The 15,390-nt window shown below is 51.2% G+C and carries 15 protein-coding genes; all 15 read left to right on the top strand.

Features of this window, described 5'->3' with window-relative positions:
- Positions 1 to 2 precede the first annotated feature (2 nt).
- Entirely contained in the window at positions 3 to 419 is a 417-nt protein-coding gene (gene flgC / locus WKR14_RS06825; RefSeq protein WP_025011047.1) for a flagellar basal body rod protein FlgC, read from the top strand.
- A 14-nt stretch (positions 420 to 433) separates the two neighbouring features.
- A complete protein-coding gene (flgD, locus tag WKR14_RS06830; protein WP_039034361.1) occupies positions 434 to 1,117 on the top strand; it encodes a flagellar hook assembly protein FlgD in 684 nt (227 codons plus the stop codon).
- Between the two features lie 54 nt (positions 1,118 to 1,171).
- Positions 1,172 to 2,533 (top strand): flagellar hook protein FlgE, encoded by a 1,362-nt coding sequence (gene flgE, locus WKR14_RS06835; protein WP_224866638.1) that lies wholly within the window; start codon positions 1,172 to 1,174, stop codon positions 2,531 to 2,533.
- Positions 2,534 to 2,699: 166 nt separating this feature from the next.
- Positions 2,700 to 3,443, top strand: coding sequence for a flagellar basal-body rod protein FlgF (flgF, locus tag WKR14_RS06840; protein WP_224866640.1), 744 nt, complete (start codon positions 2,700 to 2,702; stop codon positions 3,441 to 3,443).
- 11 nt (positions 3,444 to 3,454) lie between these two features.
- Positions 3,455 to 4,243: a flagellar basal-body rod protein FlgG gene (gene flgG / locus WKR14_RS06845; protein ID WP_101056055.1), complete on the top strand. Its 789-nt coding sequence runs from the start codon at positions 3,455 to 3,457 to the stop codon at positions 4,241 to 4,243.
- A 12-nt stretch (positions 4,244 to 4,255) separates the two neighbouring features.
- Positions 4,256 to 4,930: a flagellar basal body L-ring protein FlgH gene (gene flgH / locus WKR14_RS06850; protein WP_101056056.1), complete on the top strand. Its 675-nt coding sequence runs from the start codon at positions 4,256 to 4,258 to the stop codon at positions 4,928 to 4,930.
- Between the two features lie 10 nt (positions 4,931 to 4,940).
- A complete protein-coding gene (locus WKR14_RS06855; RefSeq protein ID WP_025011052.1) occupies positions 4,941 to 6,032 on the top strand; it encodes a flagellar basal body P-ring protein FlgI in 1,092 nt (363 codons plus the stop codon).
- Between the two features lie 25 nt (positions 6,033 to 6,057).
- On the top strand, positions 6,058 to 7,068 hold the full coding sequence (gene flgJ / locus WKR14_RS06860) for a flagellar assembly peptidoglycan hydrolase FlgJ (protein ID WP_224866642.1): 1,011 nt from the start codon (positions 6,058 to 6,060) through the stop codon (positions 7,066 to 7,068).
- A gap of 20 nt (positions 7,069 to 7,088) precedes the next feature.
- On the top strand, positions 7,089 to 9,014 hold the full coding sequence (gene flgK / locus WKR14_RS06865; protein ID WP_224866644.1) for a flagellar hook-associated protein FlgK: 1,926 nt from the start codon (positions 7,089 to 7,091) through the stop codon (positions 9,012 to 9,014).
- An 11-nt stretch (positions 9,015 to 9,025) separates the two neighbouring features.
- Positions 9,026 to 10,231, top strand: coding sequence for a flagellar hook-associated protein FlgL (gene flgL, locus WKR14_RS06870; RefSeq protein WP_339087537.1), 1,206 nt, complete (start codon positions 9,026 to 9,028; stop codon positions 10,229 to 10,231).
- A 95-nt stretch (positions 10,232 to 10,326) separates the two neighbouring features.
- Entirely contained in the window at positions 10,327 to 11,523 is a 1,197-nt protein-coding gene (locus WKR14_RS06875; protein WP_339087538.1) for a flagellin, read from the top strand.
- A 279-nt stretch (positions 11,524 to 11,802) separates the two neighbouring features.
- The gene (locus WKR14_RS06880; RefSeq protein ID WP_224866648.1) at positions 11,803 to 12,996 is read left to right on the top strand and encodes a flagellin; all 1,194 of its coding nucleotides are present in this window, start codon (positions 11,803 to 11,805) and stop codon (positions 12,994 to 12,996) included.
- A 229-nt stretch (positions 12,997 to 13,225) separates the two neighbouring features.
- Positions 13,226 to 13,633, top strand: a complete 408-nt coding sequence (locus tag WKR14_RS06885; protein ID WP_224866650.1) for a flagellar protein FlaG — start codon at positions 13,226 to 13,228, stop codon at positions 13,631 to 13,633.
- Between the two features lie 30 nt (positions 13,634 to 13,663).
- Entirely contained in the window at positions 13,664 to 15,019 is a 1,356-nt protein-coding gene (gene fliD, locus WKR14_RS06890; protein WP_339087539.1) for a flagellar filament capping protein FliD, read from the top strand.
- An 18-nt stretch (positions 15,020 to 15,037) separates the two neighbouring features.
- Positions 15,038 to 15,385 carry a hypothetical protein gene (locus tag WKR14_RS06895; protein ID WP_165564786.1) on the top strand — a complete coding sequence of 116 codons (348 nt, stop codon included), beginning with the start codon at positions 15,038 to 15,040 and terminating at the stop codon, positions 15,383 to 15,385.
- Positions 15,386 to 15,390 lie beyond the last annotated feature (5 nt).

Here is a 15,390-nt window from a genome sequence, read left to right on the forward strand (position 1 = left end):
TCATGAGTTTGTACAATATTTTCAATGTTGCGGGTTCGGGAATGTCGGCGCAGTCGGTACGTTTGAATACTACCGCCAGTAACATAGCCAACGCAGATTCTGTTTCTTCCAGTATCGATAAGACCTACAAGGCACGGCATCCCATTTTTGAGGCCGAGCTGGCCAAGGCCAATGGTCAACAGCAGCAAGGCGCTGCGGTAAAGGTTAAGGGCATAGTGGAAAGCGATAAACCCTTGCTGAAAGAGTATTCGCCGGATCATCCCATGGCAGATGCCGACGGTTTTATCTACAAACCCAATGTCAATGTAGTGGAAGAGATGGCCGATATGATTTCCGCCTCCCGTTCCTATCAGATGAATGTTCAGGTAGCCGATGCAGCCAAGTCCATGCTGCAACAAACCCTGAGAATGGGCAAATAACGGAGGCATAGCCCATGAGCGTCAATTCAGTTAACCCTTTTCTCGACAGTATCCAGGTGCAATCGGGTACTGAAACCAAGAAAAGCAATAATCAACAACTGACCCAGGAAGACTTCTTCTCGCTCCTCAGTCAGCAGTTGTCTATGCAGGATCCTTTCAAGCCGGTGGATAACGATCAGATGATCGCCCAGATGGCGTCGTTTGCCACAGTGGATGGTATCTCTAACCTGAATGAAGAAATAGTTAACCTCAATTCGTTAATGACTTCGAGTCAGGCATTGCAGGCATCAGGCTTGGTGGGGCAGAAAGTGCTGATCCCGGCGGGCACCGGCTATGTTTCCGAGGAAGACCCAACACTCAAAGGGGTAATCACATCACCGGAAAAGATCCCTTCAATTAAAGTAACGATTGAAGATGAAGCCGGTCAGGTGATCAAAACCTTCGAGGTTGATGGTAGTGCCGGCGGCAATATAGATGTGGAATGGGATGGCCTGGATAAGGACGGAAATCCTGTCGATAAAGGTATCTATACCATGAAGGCCAGCGGGGTTGTTGATGGTAAGTCCCAGGATCTTATCGTTAGTTCCTATGCCCACGTGACCAGTGTATCACTCAACTCTGCCACCGGCGCCGTGTTGAATCTAAGAGGTATTGGCGGGATCAGATTGGCCGATGTGCTGGCTGTTTCCGAAGTTTAAATCTGTTTCTGCCCCGGCTGCGCCGGACAGTATCTGAAAATCATGAGGTGAATTATGTCTTTTAACATTGCTCTGAGTGGGATTGCTGCGGCGCAGAAAGATCTCAATACCACGGCCAACAATATTGCCAACGTCAATACGATAGGCTTTAAAGAATCCCGGGCCGAGTTTGCCGATGTGTACGCCAGCTCGATTTTCTCCAACGGCAGAACCACAGTGGGCGGCGGTGTCACTACCACTCAGGTGGCGCAGCAGTTCCATCAGGGTAACCTGAACTCCACCAACAACGCGCTGGATATGGCGATCAACGGTGGTGGTTTCTTCGTGACATCATCCAGTGTCGGCAGTCAGGATTACTCTTTCACCCGCGCCGGAGCCTTCAAACGTGATGACAACGGCTTTTTGGTCGATGCTGCCGGTAATTATCTGCAGAGCTTCCCGGTCGATAAAGATGGTAACTCCACTTCTGTAAGTCTGACTACCACCAAGCCGGTGCAGATCCCGGATACTGCCGGTAGCCCGCAGAAAACCAACAATGTTGGCATCAGCATGAACCTGGACTCCACTCAAGAAACTAAAGATCCGGCGCTGTTTGACCCATCCAAGTCAGACACTTTCAACAACTCCACTGCAGTGACCATTTATGACTCTCTGGGTAACTCCCACACCTTGACCACTTATTTTGTGCGTCCGGAAAATGGTGCTCATACCGGTGAGAGTAACTGGGTGGCCTACTACGCCATTGACGACAAGCCGGTCAATCTGGGTGGCGGCGCCGGAACCTACAACACGGACACTAACGGTGACGGTACTGCGGATAGTACAGGCACAGCACAAACTGCAGGTGGCTGGACTGGTGCTGTGCTCAAGTTCAACGATGTCGGCGGTTATATTGGTTCAGATCCTGCGGTGATCACCACAGAGCAGTTGGGAGTTGGCGGGGCCAACGTTCTTGGTCCGGCTGCTGACGGCACTCAAGCGATAACCATAGATTTCAATAATCCGACCCAGTTCTCGGAAAAGTTCAACGCCACGGAATTGACGCAGGATGGTGTGACAGTGGGCCGTTTGACCAATGTTGAAGTGGGTACTGATGGTTTGATCTCTGCCAAGTACAGCAATGGCTCAACAGTACCTCTGGCACGGGTGGCGTTGGCACGATTCTCCAATGAGCAGGGACTGAGCCAGGTGGGTAATACCTCCTGGAAAGCCAGCCTGGATTCAGGCGCGGCGCTGGCCGGTGAGGCCAACAGCGGTGTGTTTGGCAGTATCCGCTCATCAACACTGGAGCAATCCAACGTCGACCTGACCACTGAGCTGGTGGATTTGATTTCGGCCCAACGTAACTTCCAGGCCAACTCCCGTACTCTGGAAGTGAACAACACACTGCAGCAAACCGTATTGCAGATCCGCTAAGCCTTCCTATGCAAGACATTGCCGCCCCGGCAATGTCTTGCCGCACCTTCGCCTATTAACTCCCAAGTTACTGAAGTTCTTCTGCTGTCCTAGTGCTCAACTGCTCATTTTATTGGCACGATGTTTGCTTTTACCTGAATAGGTAAAAAGATTGACGGAGCAGCAGGTGGACAAACTTCTCTATGTCGCCATGACTGGCGCCAAACAAAACATGAATGCGCTGGCGGTTCGGGGTAACAACCTGGCCAATGCCAACACAGATGGTTTCAAGGCCGACATGGCTCAGGCCCGTGCGATGCAAGCCTTCGGCGAAGGCTTGCCGACCCGGGTGTTCGCCATGACAGAGTCGCCCTCGGCCAACTTTCAGTCCGGCCCTATCAAATCGACCGGGCGGGATCTGGATATTGCCATCAAAGATCAAGGCTGGATTGCGGTGCAGGCCGCCGATGGCAGTGAGGCCTATACCCGCTCCGGTAGTCTGAGTTTTGACACCACAGGTTTGCTGCGTAACGACAGGGGCAACCCTGTGATGGGTGATAACGGCCCGATAGTGCTGCCGCTGCCGATAGACAAAATCCAGATTGCCACCGACGGCACTATCTCCATTCGTCCCCAGGGCGCAACCGCCGAGGTGATAGAAGAGGTGGGGCGCATCAAGCTGGTCAACCCGGGCAATGAGAACCTGATGCGCGGTGAAGATGGCTTGTTCCGCACTCTGGATGGCAATCCGGCCGCCGCCGATCCCTTTGTCAACGTGGAAAGCGGCGCCGTGGAAGGCAGCAATGTCAATGCCGTGGATGAGATGGTCAACCTGATTGAGTTGCAACGTCAGTTTGAGCTGCAGGTAAAAATGATGAAAACCGCAGAAGAGAACGACAAGTCGTCCGCTTCACTGATGCGCATTAGCTAGGAGTAATTGATATGCATCCCGCGTTATGGATAAGTAAGACTGGGTTAGATGCCCAGCAAACGGACATCTCGGTGATTTCAAATAACGTCGCTAATGCCAGCACCATAGGCTACAAGAAGGGCCGGGCGGTATTTGAAGACTTACTGTATCAGACGGTCAATCAGGCCGGTGGTATCAGTGCCTCCAACACCAAGTTGCCCAACGGCCTTAACCTGGGCGCAGGCACTAAAGTGGTGGCCACCCAGAAAATTTTTTCCCAGGGTAATTTGCAAACCACAGATAACGCGCTGGATATGATGATTGAGGGCCCGGGCTTCTTTGAAATTCAACTGCCTGATGGCACCACTGCCTACACTCGTAATGGCCAGTTCAGTTTGGATGACACCGGCCAGATAGTGACTTCCGGCGCCGGCTATGTGTTGCAGCCTGCTATTACCATTCCGGACGATGCCACCAGTATTACGGTTTCCGCCGAAGGTGAAGTGTCGGTTAAAACTCCTGGAGCCGCCGAAAACCAGGTGGTGGGCCAGCTGACTATTTCTGATTTCATCAATCCATCCGGCCTGGATCCCATAGGGCAAAACCTCTATCTGGAGACGGGCGCCAGCGGCACCCCAATTCAGGGGACTGCCTCACTGGACGGTTTGGGCTCTATTCGTCAGGGGTCGCTGGAAACTTCCAACGTTAACGTGACCGAAGAACTGGTTAACCTGATTGAAAGTCAGCGGATCTATGAAATGAACTCCAAAGTCATTTCAGCCGTAGACCAGATGCTGGCCTACGTGAACCAGAATCTGTGATGAGGTGATGTGATGAAACCCTTGTTCCTTATCATTCCGGCTTTACTTCTGGGGGCTTGCAGCTCTACCCAGAATAAACCCATAGCCGATGATCCCTATTTTGCGCCTGTGTATCCTGAAGCGCCGCCGACCCGAATAGCACCGACCGGCTCTATCTATCAGGACAGCCAGGCATCTTCACTGTATTCGGATTTGCGGGCGCACAGGGTAGGGGACATTATCACTGTGGTATTGGTGGAGTCGACCCAGGCGAAAAAGAGCGTCGGCAACAAGATCAAAAAAGGCTCGGACATGTCAGTGAACCCGCTCTACATGGGCGGCAACAATGTCACTATTAAGGGCAACCCGTTGGATTTTCGCTACGGTGACAGCATGGATACCAATCGTGAAGCCGATGCCGATCAGAGCAACAGTCTCTCCGGGCAAATTTCGGCCAACGTGATGCAGGTGCTGGGCAATGGCAACCTGGTTATTCGCGGTGAAAAGTGGATCACCATCAATAATGGCGACGAATTTATTCGGGTGACCGGCATTATTCGGCCGCAGGATATTACCCCCGAGAACACCATAGATTCGCCCAAAGTCGCCAATGCCCGTATTCAGTACAGCGGTACCGGCACTTTTGCCGAGTCGCAAAAGGTGGGCTGGCTGAGCCAGTTCTTCCTCTCTGACTGGTGGCCTTTCTGAGGATAAGCTCATGAAAATCAAATTAATCATGGCACTTGCCTGTTTGCTGGTTTCTCTGCCGGGGCAGGCCGAGCGCATCAAGGATATCGCCGATATCCAAGGGGTCAGGGATAACCAGTTGATAGGCTATGGCCTAGTGGTGGGTTTGCCGGGAACCGGGGAGAAGACCCGTTACACGGAGCAGACTTTCAAGACTATGCTGAAGAATTTTGGCATCAATCTGCCGGATAACTTCAGGCCCAAGATCAAGAATATTGCTGTGGTGGCAGTGCATGCCGATATGCCGCCCTTTATCAAGCCGGGACAAACCCTGGATGTGACGGTATCGAGCTTGGGTGAAGCCAAGAGCCTGCGCGGCGGCACTCTGCTGCAAACCTTCCTTAAAGGGGTGGACGGCAATGTTTACGCCATCGCTCAGGGGAGTCTGGTGGTCAGTGGTTTCAGTGCCGAGGGCCTTGATGGCTCCAAGGTTATCCAGAACACCCCAACTGTGGGCCGCATTCCCAACGGCGGCATAGTCGAGCGTGAAGTGGCCAGCCCCTTCGGTAATGGCGATCACCTGACTTTTAACCTGCACCGAGCCGATTTCTCCACCGCAAAGCGTACCGCAGATGCCATTAACGGCTTGCTCGGCCCTGGTATGGCACGGGCTCTCGATGCTTCTTCCATTCAGGTCAGTGCCCCCAGAGATGTGTCGCAGCGGGTATCGTTTCTGGCCACCCTGGAAAATATCCAAGTTGAGCCTGCCGATGAATCGGCCAAGGTGATAGTCAACTCCCGCACCGGCACCATAGTGGTGGGTAAGGACGTCAAACTCTTGCCGGCGGCTGTGACCCATGGCGGCCTTACCGTCACCATTGCCGAAGCGACTCAGGTTTCTCAGCCCAATGCCCTGGCCGGCGGCCAGACTGCGGTGACCAGCAACAGCACCATAGATGTGGCTCAGGATAATAGACGTATGTTTATGTTCAACCCGGGCACTTCCCTCGATGAGTTGGTGCGGGCGGTGAATATGGTGGGCGCGGCGCCATCGGATGTGTTGGCAATCCTCGAAGCCTTAAAGATGGCAGGGGCTTTGCATGGTGAACTCATCATCATCTGATTAATGGCACATTGGTTTATCGACTATGAACAAAATGGCTGACGCGGCGCAATTTCTGGATCTCGGTGGGCTGGACAAGCTCAGAGCCCAGGCGCAGCAGGATCAAAAAGCAGCGCTTAAGGAAGTCGCGCAGCAGTTTGAAGGCATCTTTGTGCAGATGTTGATGAAAAGCATGCGAGATGCCAACGCGATATTTGAATCCGACAGCCCGATGAACAGCCAGTACACCAAGTTCTACGAGCAGATGCACGATCAGCAGATGTCGGTGGAGCTGTCCTCCAAAGGCATGCTGGGGCTGGCGGATCTCATGGTGCAGCAGTTGTCACCGGAAAACTCCGGCATTACCCCGGCCTCAGTGCTCCGCGGCGATGTTGATAACCGCAGTGTCGCGGCCTTGAGCGGCGGCCAGGCAGAGAAGATATCCGGTGTTGAAGCGACTGCGGCCAAAGCATCCGCGCTGCCAAGCAGTGACAGTCTGCAGCAGGTATTGAGCGGCAAAGTATTGCCGTCATGGCGGCAGGCGCGGCCGGCAATCGGCAGTCAGGAAGAGTTTGTCAGACAGCTTTATCCTCATGCCAAGGTTGCCGCCGATGCCTTGGGGACTCAACCCGAAGTGCTGCTGGCGCAATCGGCTCTGGAGACAGGTTGGGGCCAGAAAATGGTCCGTGGTCATAAAGGTGAGTCCAGCAACAACCTGTTTAATATCAAGGCCGACAGACGTTGGCAGGGTGAGAAAGCGGCAGTGTCTACCCTGGAATATGAGCAGGGCACAGCTGTGCGGCAAAAAGCTGACTTTCGGGTGTACGACAGTTTTGAGCAGAGCTTTAACGACTTTGTCCGCTTTATTTCCGATAACGATCGTTACAGCCAGGCGCGCAAGATGGCCGCTAATCCCGACGAGTTTATCAAGGCACTGGCCGAGGCGGGATACGCCACGGATCCTCAATATGCCAACAAGGTGATGAAAGTGCTGGATACCATCAAGGCCGATTTTGGTCAGTTGTTGCAGGAGTTCGGCTCAAAGCCGGGCCAGTAAAGGTGCAGGAGCGATAACCCATGTCTATGGATCTGTTCAATATAGCCCGCAGCGGGATCCTGGCTGCCCAATCACAATTGGGGGTGACCAGTAACAATATTGCCAACGTTAATACCGAAGGCTATCACCGCCAGGTGGCTATTCAGGGCAGCTCCACCTCAATGCGTCTTGGCAATAACTTCTATGGCACAGGTACTTATGTGCAGGATGTAAAGCGTATCTACAATGATTATGCTGCCAGAGAGCTGCGTATCGGTCAGACAGGGCTCAGTGCTGCCGAGGCCAGCTACACCAAACTCAGCGGGCTGGATCAGCTGTTTTCCCAAATAGGCAAGGCGGTGCCAGCCTCATTGAATGACTTTTTCTCCGGTCTCAACAGTCTGGCTGACCTGCCAGCGGATCTGGGGATCCGCGGCTCTGTGCTCAATTCGGCCTCGCAACTGGCGCAGAATCTCAATCAAATGCAGAGTCATCTGACAGGTCAGGTGCAGCAAACCAATGATCAGATTGAAAGCATTACCACCAGGATCAATGAGATCAGTAAAGAGATGGCGCAGATCAATCTTGAACTGATGAAGTCACCCGGTAACGATGCGCAGCTGTTGGATAAGCAAGATGCGCTGATTAAAGAATTAAGCCAGTACGCCGAAGTCAATGTGATCCCGCTGGAAAACGGTGCCCGCTCCATCATGCTGGGCAGCTCTTTTATGTTGGTATCCGGTGAAGTGGCCATGACCATGGGCATGACCGCAGGTGACCCCTTCCCCAATGAGCCAGAGCTGACCTATAGCCTCGGGGGCAACGAGTTGAAGGCTGACCCCGCCAAGCTTGGGGGGCAACTGGGCGCCTTATTTGATTTTCGTGACAACACCCTGATGCCCGCCAGTCATGAGCTGGGGCAGTTGGCGCTGGGAATTGCCGATGCTTTTAACGAGATGCAGTCCCAGGGTTTTGATCTCAATGGCGAGCTCGGACAACCCATTTTTACCGATATCAATGACCCTGTGATTGCCGCCGGCCGTGTCGGCGCCTATTCCGGCAACGCGGGCACAGCTTCTTTGAGCGTTAATATCGATGATGTCGGCGCCCTGTCCGGCAGCAGTTATGAGCTGAACTATACCAATGCCGGTACTTATGAACTCAAAGACATGAAGACGGGGGCGGTGACCAATTTGACGCTCAACGGCGATACCCTGGAAGGCGCCAACGGCTTCAGTATCAAAATTGATGCCGGTGCCATGGCTGCCGGTGACAGGTTTGAAATACGGCCAACGGCCAATGCGGCGGCCAACATAGATGTAGTGATGTCCGATCCCAAGGGTATTGCCGCAGCGGCGCCGAAAATCACCGCCAACGCAGGTAATTCAGGCAGCACTTCAGTGAAGTTGGTCAGCATAGACGACAGAAGCGCGGCCAATTTCCCCGTGACTGACAGTGAGCTGACATTCACCCTGGATACCAGTGTCAATCCGCCTTCCTATGAAGTCTTTGATGTCAACGGCGCTTCTTTGGCAACCGGGACGGCTGCGGGCACTCCGCCGCAGATCAGCGCCTTTGGTTTTACTTTTGAAGTTGATGGCAGCAGTGGCGGTAGTGAGAGTTTCACCTTTGATCTCAGCTTTGCGCCGGGTGACAACAGCAATGCCTTGGCCATGGCCAAACTCAGTGACAGCAAGATAATGAATAACGGTAAGTCGACCCTGGGTGATGTGTTTGAAAAGACCAAGCTGGATATTGGCAGCCAAACCAAATCTGCCCAAGTCAGGGCCGGTTCGGCGGAGGCCATTTACAACCAGGCCTATGCCAGAGTGCAATCGGAATCCGGGGTTAACCTGGATGAAGAAGCGGCCAATTTGATGCAGTTCCAGCAGGCCTATCAGGCATCGGCACGGATCATGACTACGGCCAATGCCCTGTTCGACACCCTGTTCAGTTCGGTTCGATAGGAGCTTGAGAGATGCGTATTTCAACTTCACAGATGTATCAGCAGAATTTAAACAGCATTCTGCAGAAGCAAACCGATACCAACAGGATCCTCGAACAGCTCTCCAGCGGTAAAAAGGTCAACACTGCCGGTGATGACCCGGTGGCAGCTATCGGCATAGACAACCTCTATCAGCAAAATGCGCTGGTGCAGCAGTATCTCAAGAATGTGGATTACAGCAAAAACCGCTTATCTTTGGCGGAAAGCAAGCTCGGCAGCGCCGAAACTTTGGTCACCGGCATTCGTGAACAGATGTTGCGTGCAGTAAATGGCACCCTTGGTCCCTCGGAACGGCAAACTATTGCCGATGAAATGCGCAGCAGTCTGGATGAACTTCTAAGTATTGCCAATACCCAGGATGAGTCAGGCAATTACCTGTTTGCCGGATACAACACAGATTCTCAGCCCTTTGCCTTCGATGCCAGCGGCAACATGGTTTACAGCGGTGACAGCGGCGTTCGTGACGCCTTGGTGGCACAAGGGGTTGCTATGGGCACCAATATTCCCGGGGACTCGGCTTTTATGAATGCTGCCAACGCCTTGGGTGACTATGGCGTCAATTATTTGGCCCCGCAAACCGGGGAGTTCAGGGTACTCAGTGCCAAAATAAGCCCTCCTGGGAGCCATGTGGCTGATACCTACACCTTTAACTTTACCGATAACGGCGCTGGTGGGGTTGATTTGCAAGTGTTGGATTCAAGCGGCACGGCTGTCAGCAATGTGGCTAACTTCGATGCCAGTAACCCAGTGAGCTTCAACGGTATTGAGGTGAAGCTGGATGGCACGCCGGCTGGCGGGGATTCCTTCACCATGGAACCTAAGGCCGAGGTGCCGATTTTCGACACCATTCAGCAGGCGATAACCCTGCTGGAGGATCCAGACCTGGTCAATACCCCCAACGGACAAGCTGAGTTGGCACAGTTATTGGATAATCTTGACAGTGGTATGACTCAACTCGGTGTAGCCAGAGGCGTTGCGGGCAACAGTCTCAAAAGCCTCGAAAGCTACAGCAGCAATCATGCAGAAGAAGAGTTGGTGAATAAGTCGGCATTGTCACTGCTGGAGGATCTCGATTACGCCGCGGCGATAACCGAATTTCAAAAACAGCAGTTGGCCTTGAACGCCGTTTCAAATGTGTTCAGTAGAGTGGGTTCTGTTTCCCTGTTTGACTTTATTTAACAGTAAACAAAGACCTACCCGTCTGTCAGATAAATTGTTAACAATTTTAGCCAAGCTCCGAGTCTTGGCGCTAAAACTAGGAAGAGGAACTCAACATGGCTATTACCGTTAATACCAACGTAACTTCATTGAAGGCGCAGAAAAATCTTAACGGCGCCAACAACCAGCTGCAGACCTCCATGGAACGTCTGTCCAGTGGCCTGCGTATCAACAGCGCCAAAGACGATGCTGCCGGTTTGCAGATCTCCAACCGTTTGACCAGTCAGATCAACGGCCTGGATGTGGCCCAACGCAACGCCAATGACGGTATTTCTATCGCCCAAACGGCCGAAGGCGCCATGCAGGAGTCCACCAATATTTTGCAGCGTATGCGTGATTTGTCACTGCAATCGGCCAACGGCTCCAACTCGGCCGAGGATCGCACCGCTATGCAAAAAGAGTTGTCGGCCCTGCAGTTAGAGTTAACTCGTATCTCTGAGACCACCTCTTTTGGGAATCAGAAGTTGTTGGATGGCAGCTACGGAACTCAGGCCTTCCAGGTGGGCGCCAATGCCAATGAAACGATTTCCGTCACGTTGGGAGATGTGGGCGCTGATGCAATAGGCAAGTCAGGAGGAAAGGAAGTCACGGGTACTTTTGCAGCTGCTAACGTTACCGGTTTGATTGCGGGAACCGGTAACGAGGCTTTGGAGTTCGGTTACACTGATGCGGACGGTAACACAAAAACGCTTACAGTTGACTTAACAAATGCATCAGATATTGATGGTTTGGCGTCTGCAATCAATACTGCTTTAGCCGATACTGGAGTTTCTGTTGTTAAAGACACTGCTGGCACAGGGTTGACGTACAGTGGTGTTATGGAAAATGGCAGTACTGCTTTGACAGTATCAAAAGCTACGATAGATGATGGTAGCGGTGGTTCTTCGGACATTGCAGCAGCCGTTGCCGTAACAGTTGGCGTGGACGATTCAGGATTTTCAGCAATTGGAGATGTTGACATATCCACTGCCGATGGAGCACAGAGTGCTGTTAGCGTGATTGATGCTGCAATTGCCGGCATTGATAGCCAACGAGCAGATTTGGGTGCGGTGCAGAACCGTCTGAGCTTTACTATCAACAACCTGAACAACATCTCTACTAACGTTTCAGATGCCCGTAGCCGGATTCAGGATGTGGACTTTGCCAAGGAAACGGCCACTATGACCAAGCAGCAAATTTTGTCTCAGACATCTTCTGCCATGCTGGCCCAGGCTAACCAGTTGCCTCAGGTAGCTCTGTCACTGCTTGGTTAAACTTGACAGGTAAATAAAAACTGCAATGGCATCAACCCACAACAGCGGCCAAAGCCGCTGCTGTGGGTTTTACTCATTAATGTGAGCGGGAAATTAAGTTATAGCAATAGCACGACTATATAAAAGTTATTAAAATACAATTAATTAGTTATAATTTATAAAAATGATGATTTTTTGGCTAAAGTCTCTCAGTTGGCTGCCGTTACAGTGACTGTAACAGATTAGCTCCGCTTGGCTTGACAGCCAGCCAGCGGTCAACCAGCAAGAGAGGAACCTATTATGGCCATTTCCGTCAATACCAACGTGACTTCCCTGAGTTCACAAAAGAACCTCAATAATGCCAACAGTGCATTGAAAACCTCCATGGAGCGTCTGTCCAGTGGCCTGCGTATCAACAGCGCCAAAGACGATGCTGCCGGTCTGCAGATCTCCAACCGTTTGACCAGTCAGATCAACGGCCTGGATGTGGCCCAACGCAACGCCAACGATGGTATCTCCATCGCCCAAACGGCCGAAGGCGCCATGCAGGAGTCCACCAATATTTTGCAGCGTATGCGTGATTTGTCACTGCAATCGGCCAACGGCTCCAACTCGGCTGAAGACCGTGCTGCTATGCAAAAAGAGATTACCTCGCTCCAAGAAGAATTGACCCGTATTTCCGATACCACAGCTTTTGGTGGCCAGAAACTACTTAACGGTAATTACGGAACTCAGGCCTTCCAGGTGGGCGCCAATGCCAATGAAACGATTTCCATCACGTTGGGAGATGTGGGCGCTGATGCAATAGGCAAGTCAGGAGGAAAGGAAGTCACGGGTACTTTTGCAGCTGCTAACGTTACCGGTTTGATTGCGGGAACCGGTAACGAGGCTTTGGAGTTCGGTTACACTGATGCGGACGGTAACACAAACACGCTTACAGTTGACTTAACAAATGCATCAGATATTGATGGTTTGGCGTCTGCAATCAATACTGCTTTAGCCGATACTGGAGTTTCTGTTGTTAAAGACACTGCTGGCACAGGGTTGACGTACAGTGGTGTTATGGAAAATGGCAGTACTGCTTTGACAGTATCAAAAGCTACGATAGATGATGGTAGCGGTGGTTCTTCGGACATTGCAGCAGCCGTTGCCGTAACAGTTGGCGTGGACGATTCAGGATTTTCAGCAATTGGAGATGTTGACATATCCACTGCCGATGGAGCACAGAGTGCTGTTAGCGTGATTGATGCTGCAATTGCCGGCATTGATAGCCAACGAGCAGATTTGGGTGCGGTGCAGAACCGTCTGAGCTTTACTATCAACAACCTGAACAACATCTCTACCAACGTGTCAGACGCCCGTAGCCGTATTCAGGATGTGGACTTTGCCAAGGAAACGGCACAGATGACCAAGCAGCAGATTTTGTCTCAGACTTCTTCTGCCATGCTGGCTCAGGCTAACCAGTTGCCTCAGGTGGCTCTGTCACTGCTGTAATCCAAGCGATTAAGGCATAAAAGGTTATAATCAGGAGGGGGAGGGCTTAGTGCCCTCCCTTTTATTTGACGTACCGGGAATAATGGGTTTGCAATGTCACCGGATGATGTTTTAGTCCTTTATGGCTTTTGTTGTACTGGTTATGATGTGACCGATTGCCAGATGTCCAAAGGATGAAAGTGCGTCGTTAAGTTTGTGGCAAACCGTAACAGTGAGTAGGGAGAAACCTATGAGCGGTGAAATACAAATGGCTCCTGCAATTTCAGTTGTGGCAACGCCAGCAACTGAAAAATATGACAGGGCACAACAGAATAGCAGCTCAGACAAGTTGGCTGAAGTTGGCACGAAAGCTGCTTTGAATCCAACAGAGCTAGCCGGTGTTGCGTCCGCAAAGCCAGTCGAGGCTGAAGTAGATACTGATACCCTGATAGCGCTGACAGATTCTCTGACTGATATGATGAGCATGATGCGTAAGGGGTTGGAATTCAGGGTCGATGAGATGCAAGGAATGCCAGTTGTCAGTGTGATGGATATGGACTCGGGTGAACTGATAAGACAAATTCCTTCCGAAGAGGCTTTGGCCTTGGCTGAGAAAATGTCTGAAATTGCCGGTGTATTGATGAAGACTGAGGCGTAACTGGTACGTCACAATATTTAGGAGGTTAGCATGGCGGGTTTAACTGCGACCGGCATAGGTTCTGGGCTGGATATTAGTGGTATTGTTTCTGCTTTGGTTAATGCCGAGAAAGCCCCCAAGGAAGCTAGGCTCAATCAGACAGAAGGGTTGATCAACACTCAAATTTCGGCGATAGGTGCGTTGAAAAGCAGTATTTCCGAGTTTATGGATAAGTTGAAACCCTTGTCTGAAAGCAAAACCTTTACCGGCTTTACTTCCAACTTATCCAAGAGCGATTATTTATCGGCCAAGGCGACGCCGGATGCTGTTGCCGGCAGTTACAACCTGGTGGTTGAACAGTTGGCGCAGAGCCAGAAGCTGGGTTCGGCCAATGTAACCGACGTGACCTCCTCTATTGGCAGTGGTTCGCTGGACATTGATGTTGCAGGTGAAAGCTTTGCAATTGAGGTCAACAGTGATGATTCGCTGCAGGATATAGTGAAAAAAATCAATAGCGCAGAGGATAATGTAGGGGTCACGGCGACTATTATCAACAGTGATGCCGGCCCCCAGATGGTGCTGACTTCCAATAAGACCGGAACAGAAAATCAGATTCAATTATCGGCTACAGATGATACTGGCACTGCGTTGGCAGATACTTTCGCAATGACGGAAGTTCAAGCCGCTAAAGATGCCATATTGTATGTTGATGGTTTGAAGGTAACATCAAATTCCAATGAGGTTGAGAATGCCATTCAGGGGGTGACATTAAACCTCAAAGATGCGGATGCCGATAAAAGCACAACTCTGACCATAGAGCCGGACAGGGCTGGGGCAACCAAGGCGATTAAAGAGTTTGTTGATGCCTATAACAGCATGATGGAAACGGCCCGTGGGATGTCGAGTTATGATCCTAAGACCAAGCAGTCAGGTGTATTTCAAGGTGACTCTCTTATCCGGAGTTTACAAGGGCAATTTAGGGGGGCCATCTCATCGTCTTACGGTGAAGGTATGGCGTTGGCCAATCTGGGGATCAAGACTACCCGCGATGGTTCCTTGGAACTTGATGAAGATCGTCTAAAAGAAGTGCTGGAAAATGATTTAGCCAATGTCACAGACTTTTTTACCAATGAAGAGAATGGGTTCGCGGCTAAAATGAAAAGCGTTGGTGATACCTATGTCCAAACTGGCGGATTGCTCGATAGTCGTGATGAATCACTGGATAATCGTCTGGCCAGGATTGGAGATGAACGCGAGTCTCTGGAATTAAAAATGAAGGCTTATGAGGATAGGCTCACTAAACAATACAATGCGATGGATTTATTGGTTGGTCAACTCAACTCTCAAGGAGCCTTGCTGAGCCAGCGTTTGAATTCTCTCCCTGGATTGGTATCCAAAGATAAGTAACTCTATTATGGAGGTTAATTGAATTTGGAGCAGCAGATACTGTTGGACGAGTTGGCAAATTTGTCCAAGAAGCTTGTGGGGGTAGTAGACCAACTTGAGCAATGCTTGATGGAGCAGCTGGAAGAACATGAAGAGTTGGCTAGAGTCTTGCATGATTTGGTATTCGAGCGCCAAAAATTAATCGAACAGTTGGTAACATTACCACTGGAAAGTAGTCAAGATGTATTGGAACAACAACACCAACTGACTTTGGACATAGAACGTCGGATTTCTGTTGTTAGGAAAGCCTATGCCGATACTTTGATTACGCTCCGGGGGAATGATCGCAAACTGAATGTTTATCGATCCCTAGATTTTGAAAGGTAGGAACG

Origin of the sequence: Shewanella chilikensis, assembly GCF_037953065.1 — a bacterium.
Lineage (GTDB): Bacteria > Pseudomonadota > Gammaproteobacteria > Enterobacterales > Shewanellaceae > Shewanella > Shewanella chilikensis.

Coding starts and splice junctions, on each gene's coding strand:
- flgC (WP_025011047.1), top strand. CDS start 3: ATGAGTTTGTACAATATTTTCAATGTTGCGGGTTCGGGAATGTCGGCG.
- flgD (WP_039034361.1), top strand. CDS start 434: ATGAGCGTCAATTCAGTTAACCCTTTTCTCGACAGTATCCAGGTGCAA.
- flgE (WP_224866638.1), top strand. CDS start 1,172: ATGTCTTTTAACATTGCTCTGAGTGGGATTGCTGCGGCGCAGAAAGAT.
- flgG (WP_101056055.1), top strand. CDS start 3,455: ATGCATCCCGCGTTATGGATAAGTAAGACTGGGTTAGATGCCCAGCAA.
- flgH (WP_101056056.1), top strand. CDS start 4,256: ATGAAACCCTTGTTCCTTATCATTCCGGCTTTACTTCTGGGGGCTTGC.
- WKR14_RS06855 (WP_025011052.1), top strand. CDS start 4,941: ATGAAAATCAAATTAATCATGGCACTTGCCTGTTTGCTGGTTTCTCTG.
- flgJ (WP_224866642.1), top strand. CDS start 6,058: ATGAACAAAATGGCTGACGCGGCGCAATTTCTGGATCTCGGTGGGCTG.
- flgK (WP_224866644.1), top strand. CDS start 7,089: ATGTCTATGGATCTGTTCAATATAGCCCGCAGCGGGATCCTGGCTGCC.
- flgL (WP_339087537.1), top strand. CDS start 9,026: ATGCGTATTTCAACTTCACAGATGTATCAGCAGAATTTAAACAGCATT.
- WKR14_RS06875 (WP_339087538.1), top strand. CDS start 10,327: ATGGCTATTACCGTTAATACCAACGTAACTTCATTGAAGGCGCAGAAA.
- WKR14_RS06880 (WP_224866648.1), top strand. CDS start 11,803: ATGGCCATTTCCGTCAATACCAACGTGACTTCCCTGAGTTCACAAAAG.
- WKR14_RS06885 (WP_224866650.1), top strand. CDS start 13,226: ATGAGCGGTGAAATACAAATGGCTCCTGCAATTTCAGTTGTGGCAACG.
- fliD (WP_339087539.1), top strand. CDS start 13,664: ATGGCGGGTTTAACTGCGACCGGCATAGGTTCTGGGCTGGATATTAGT.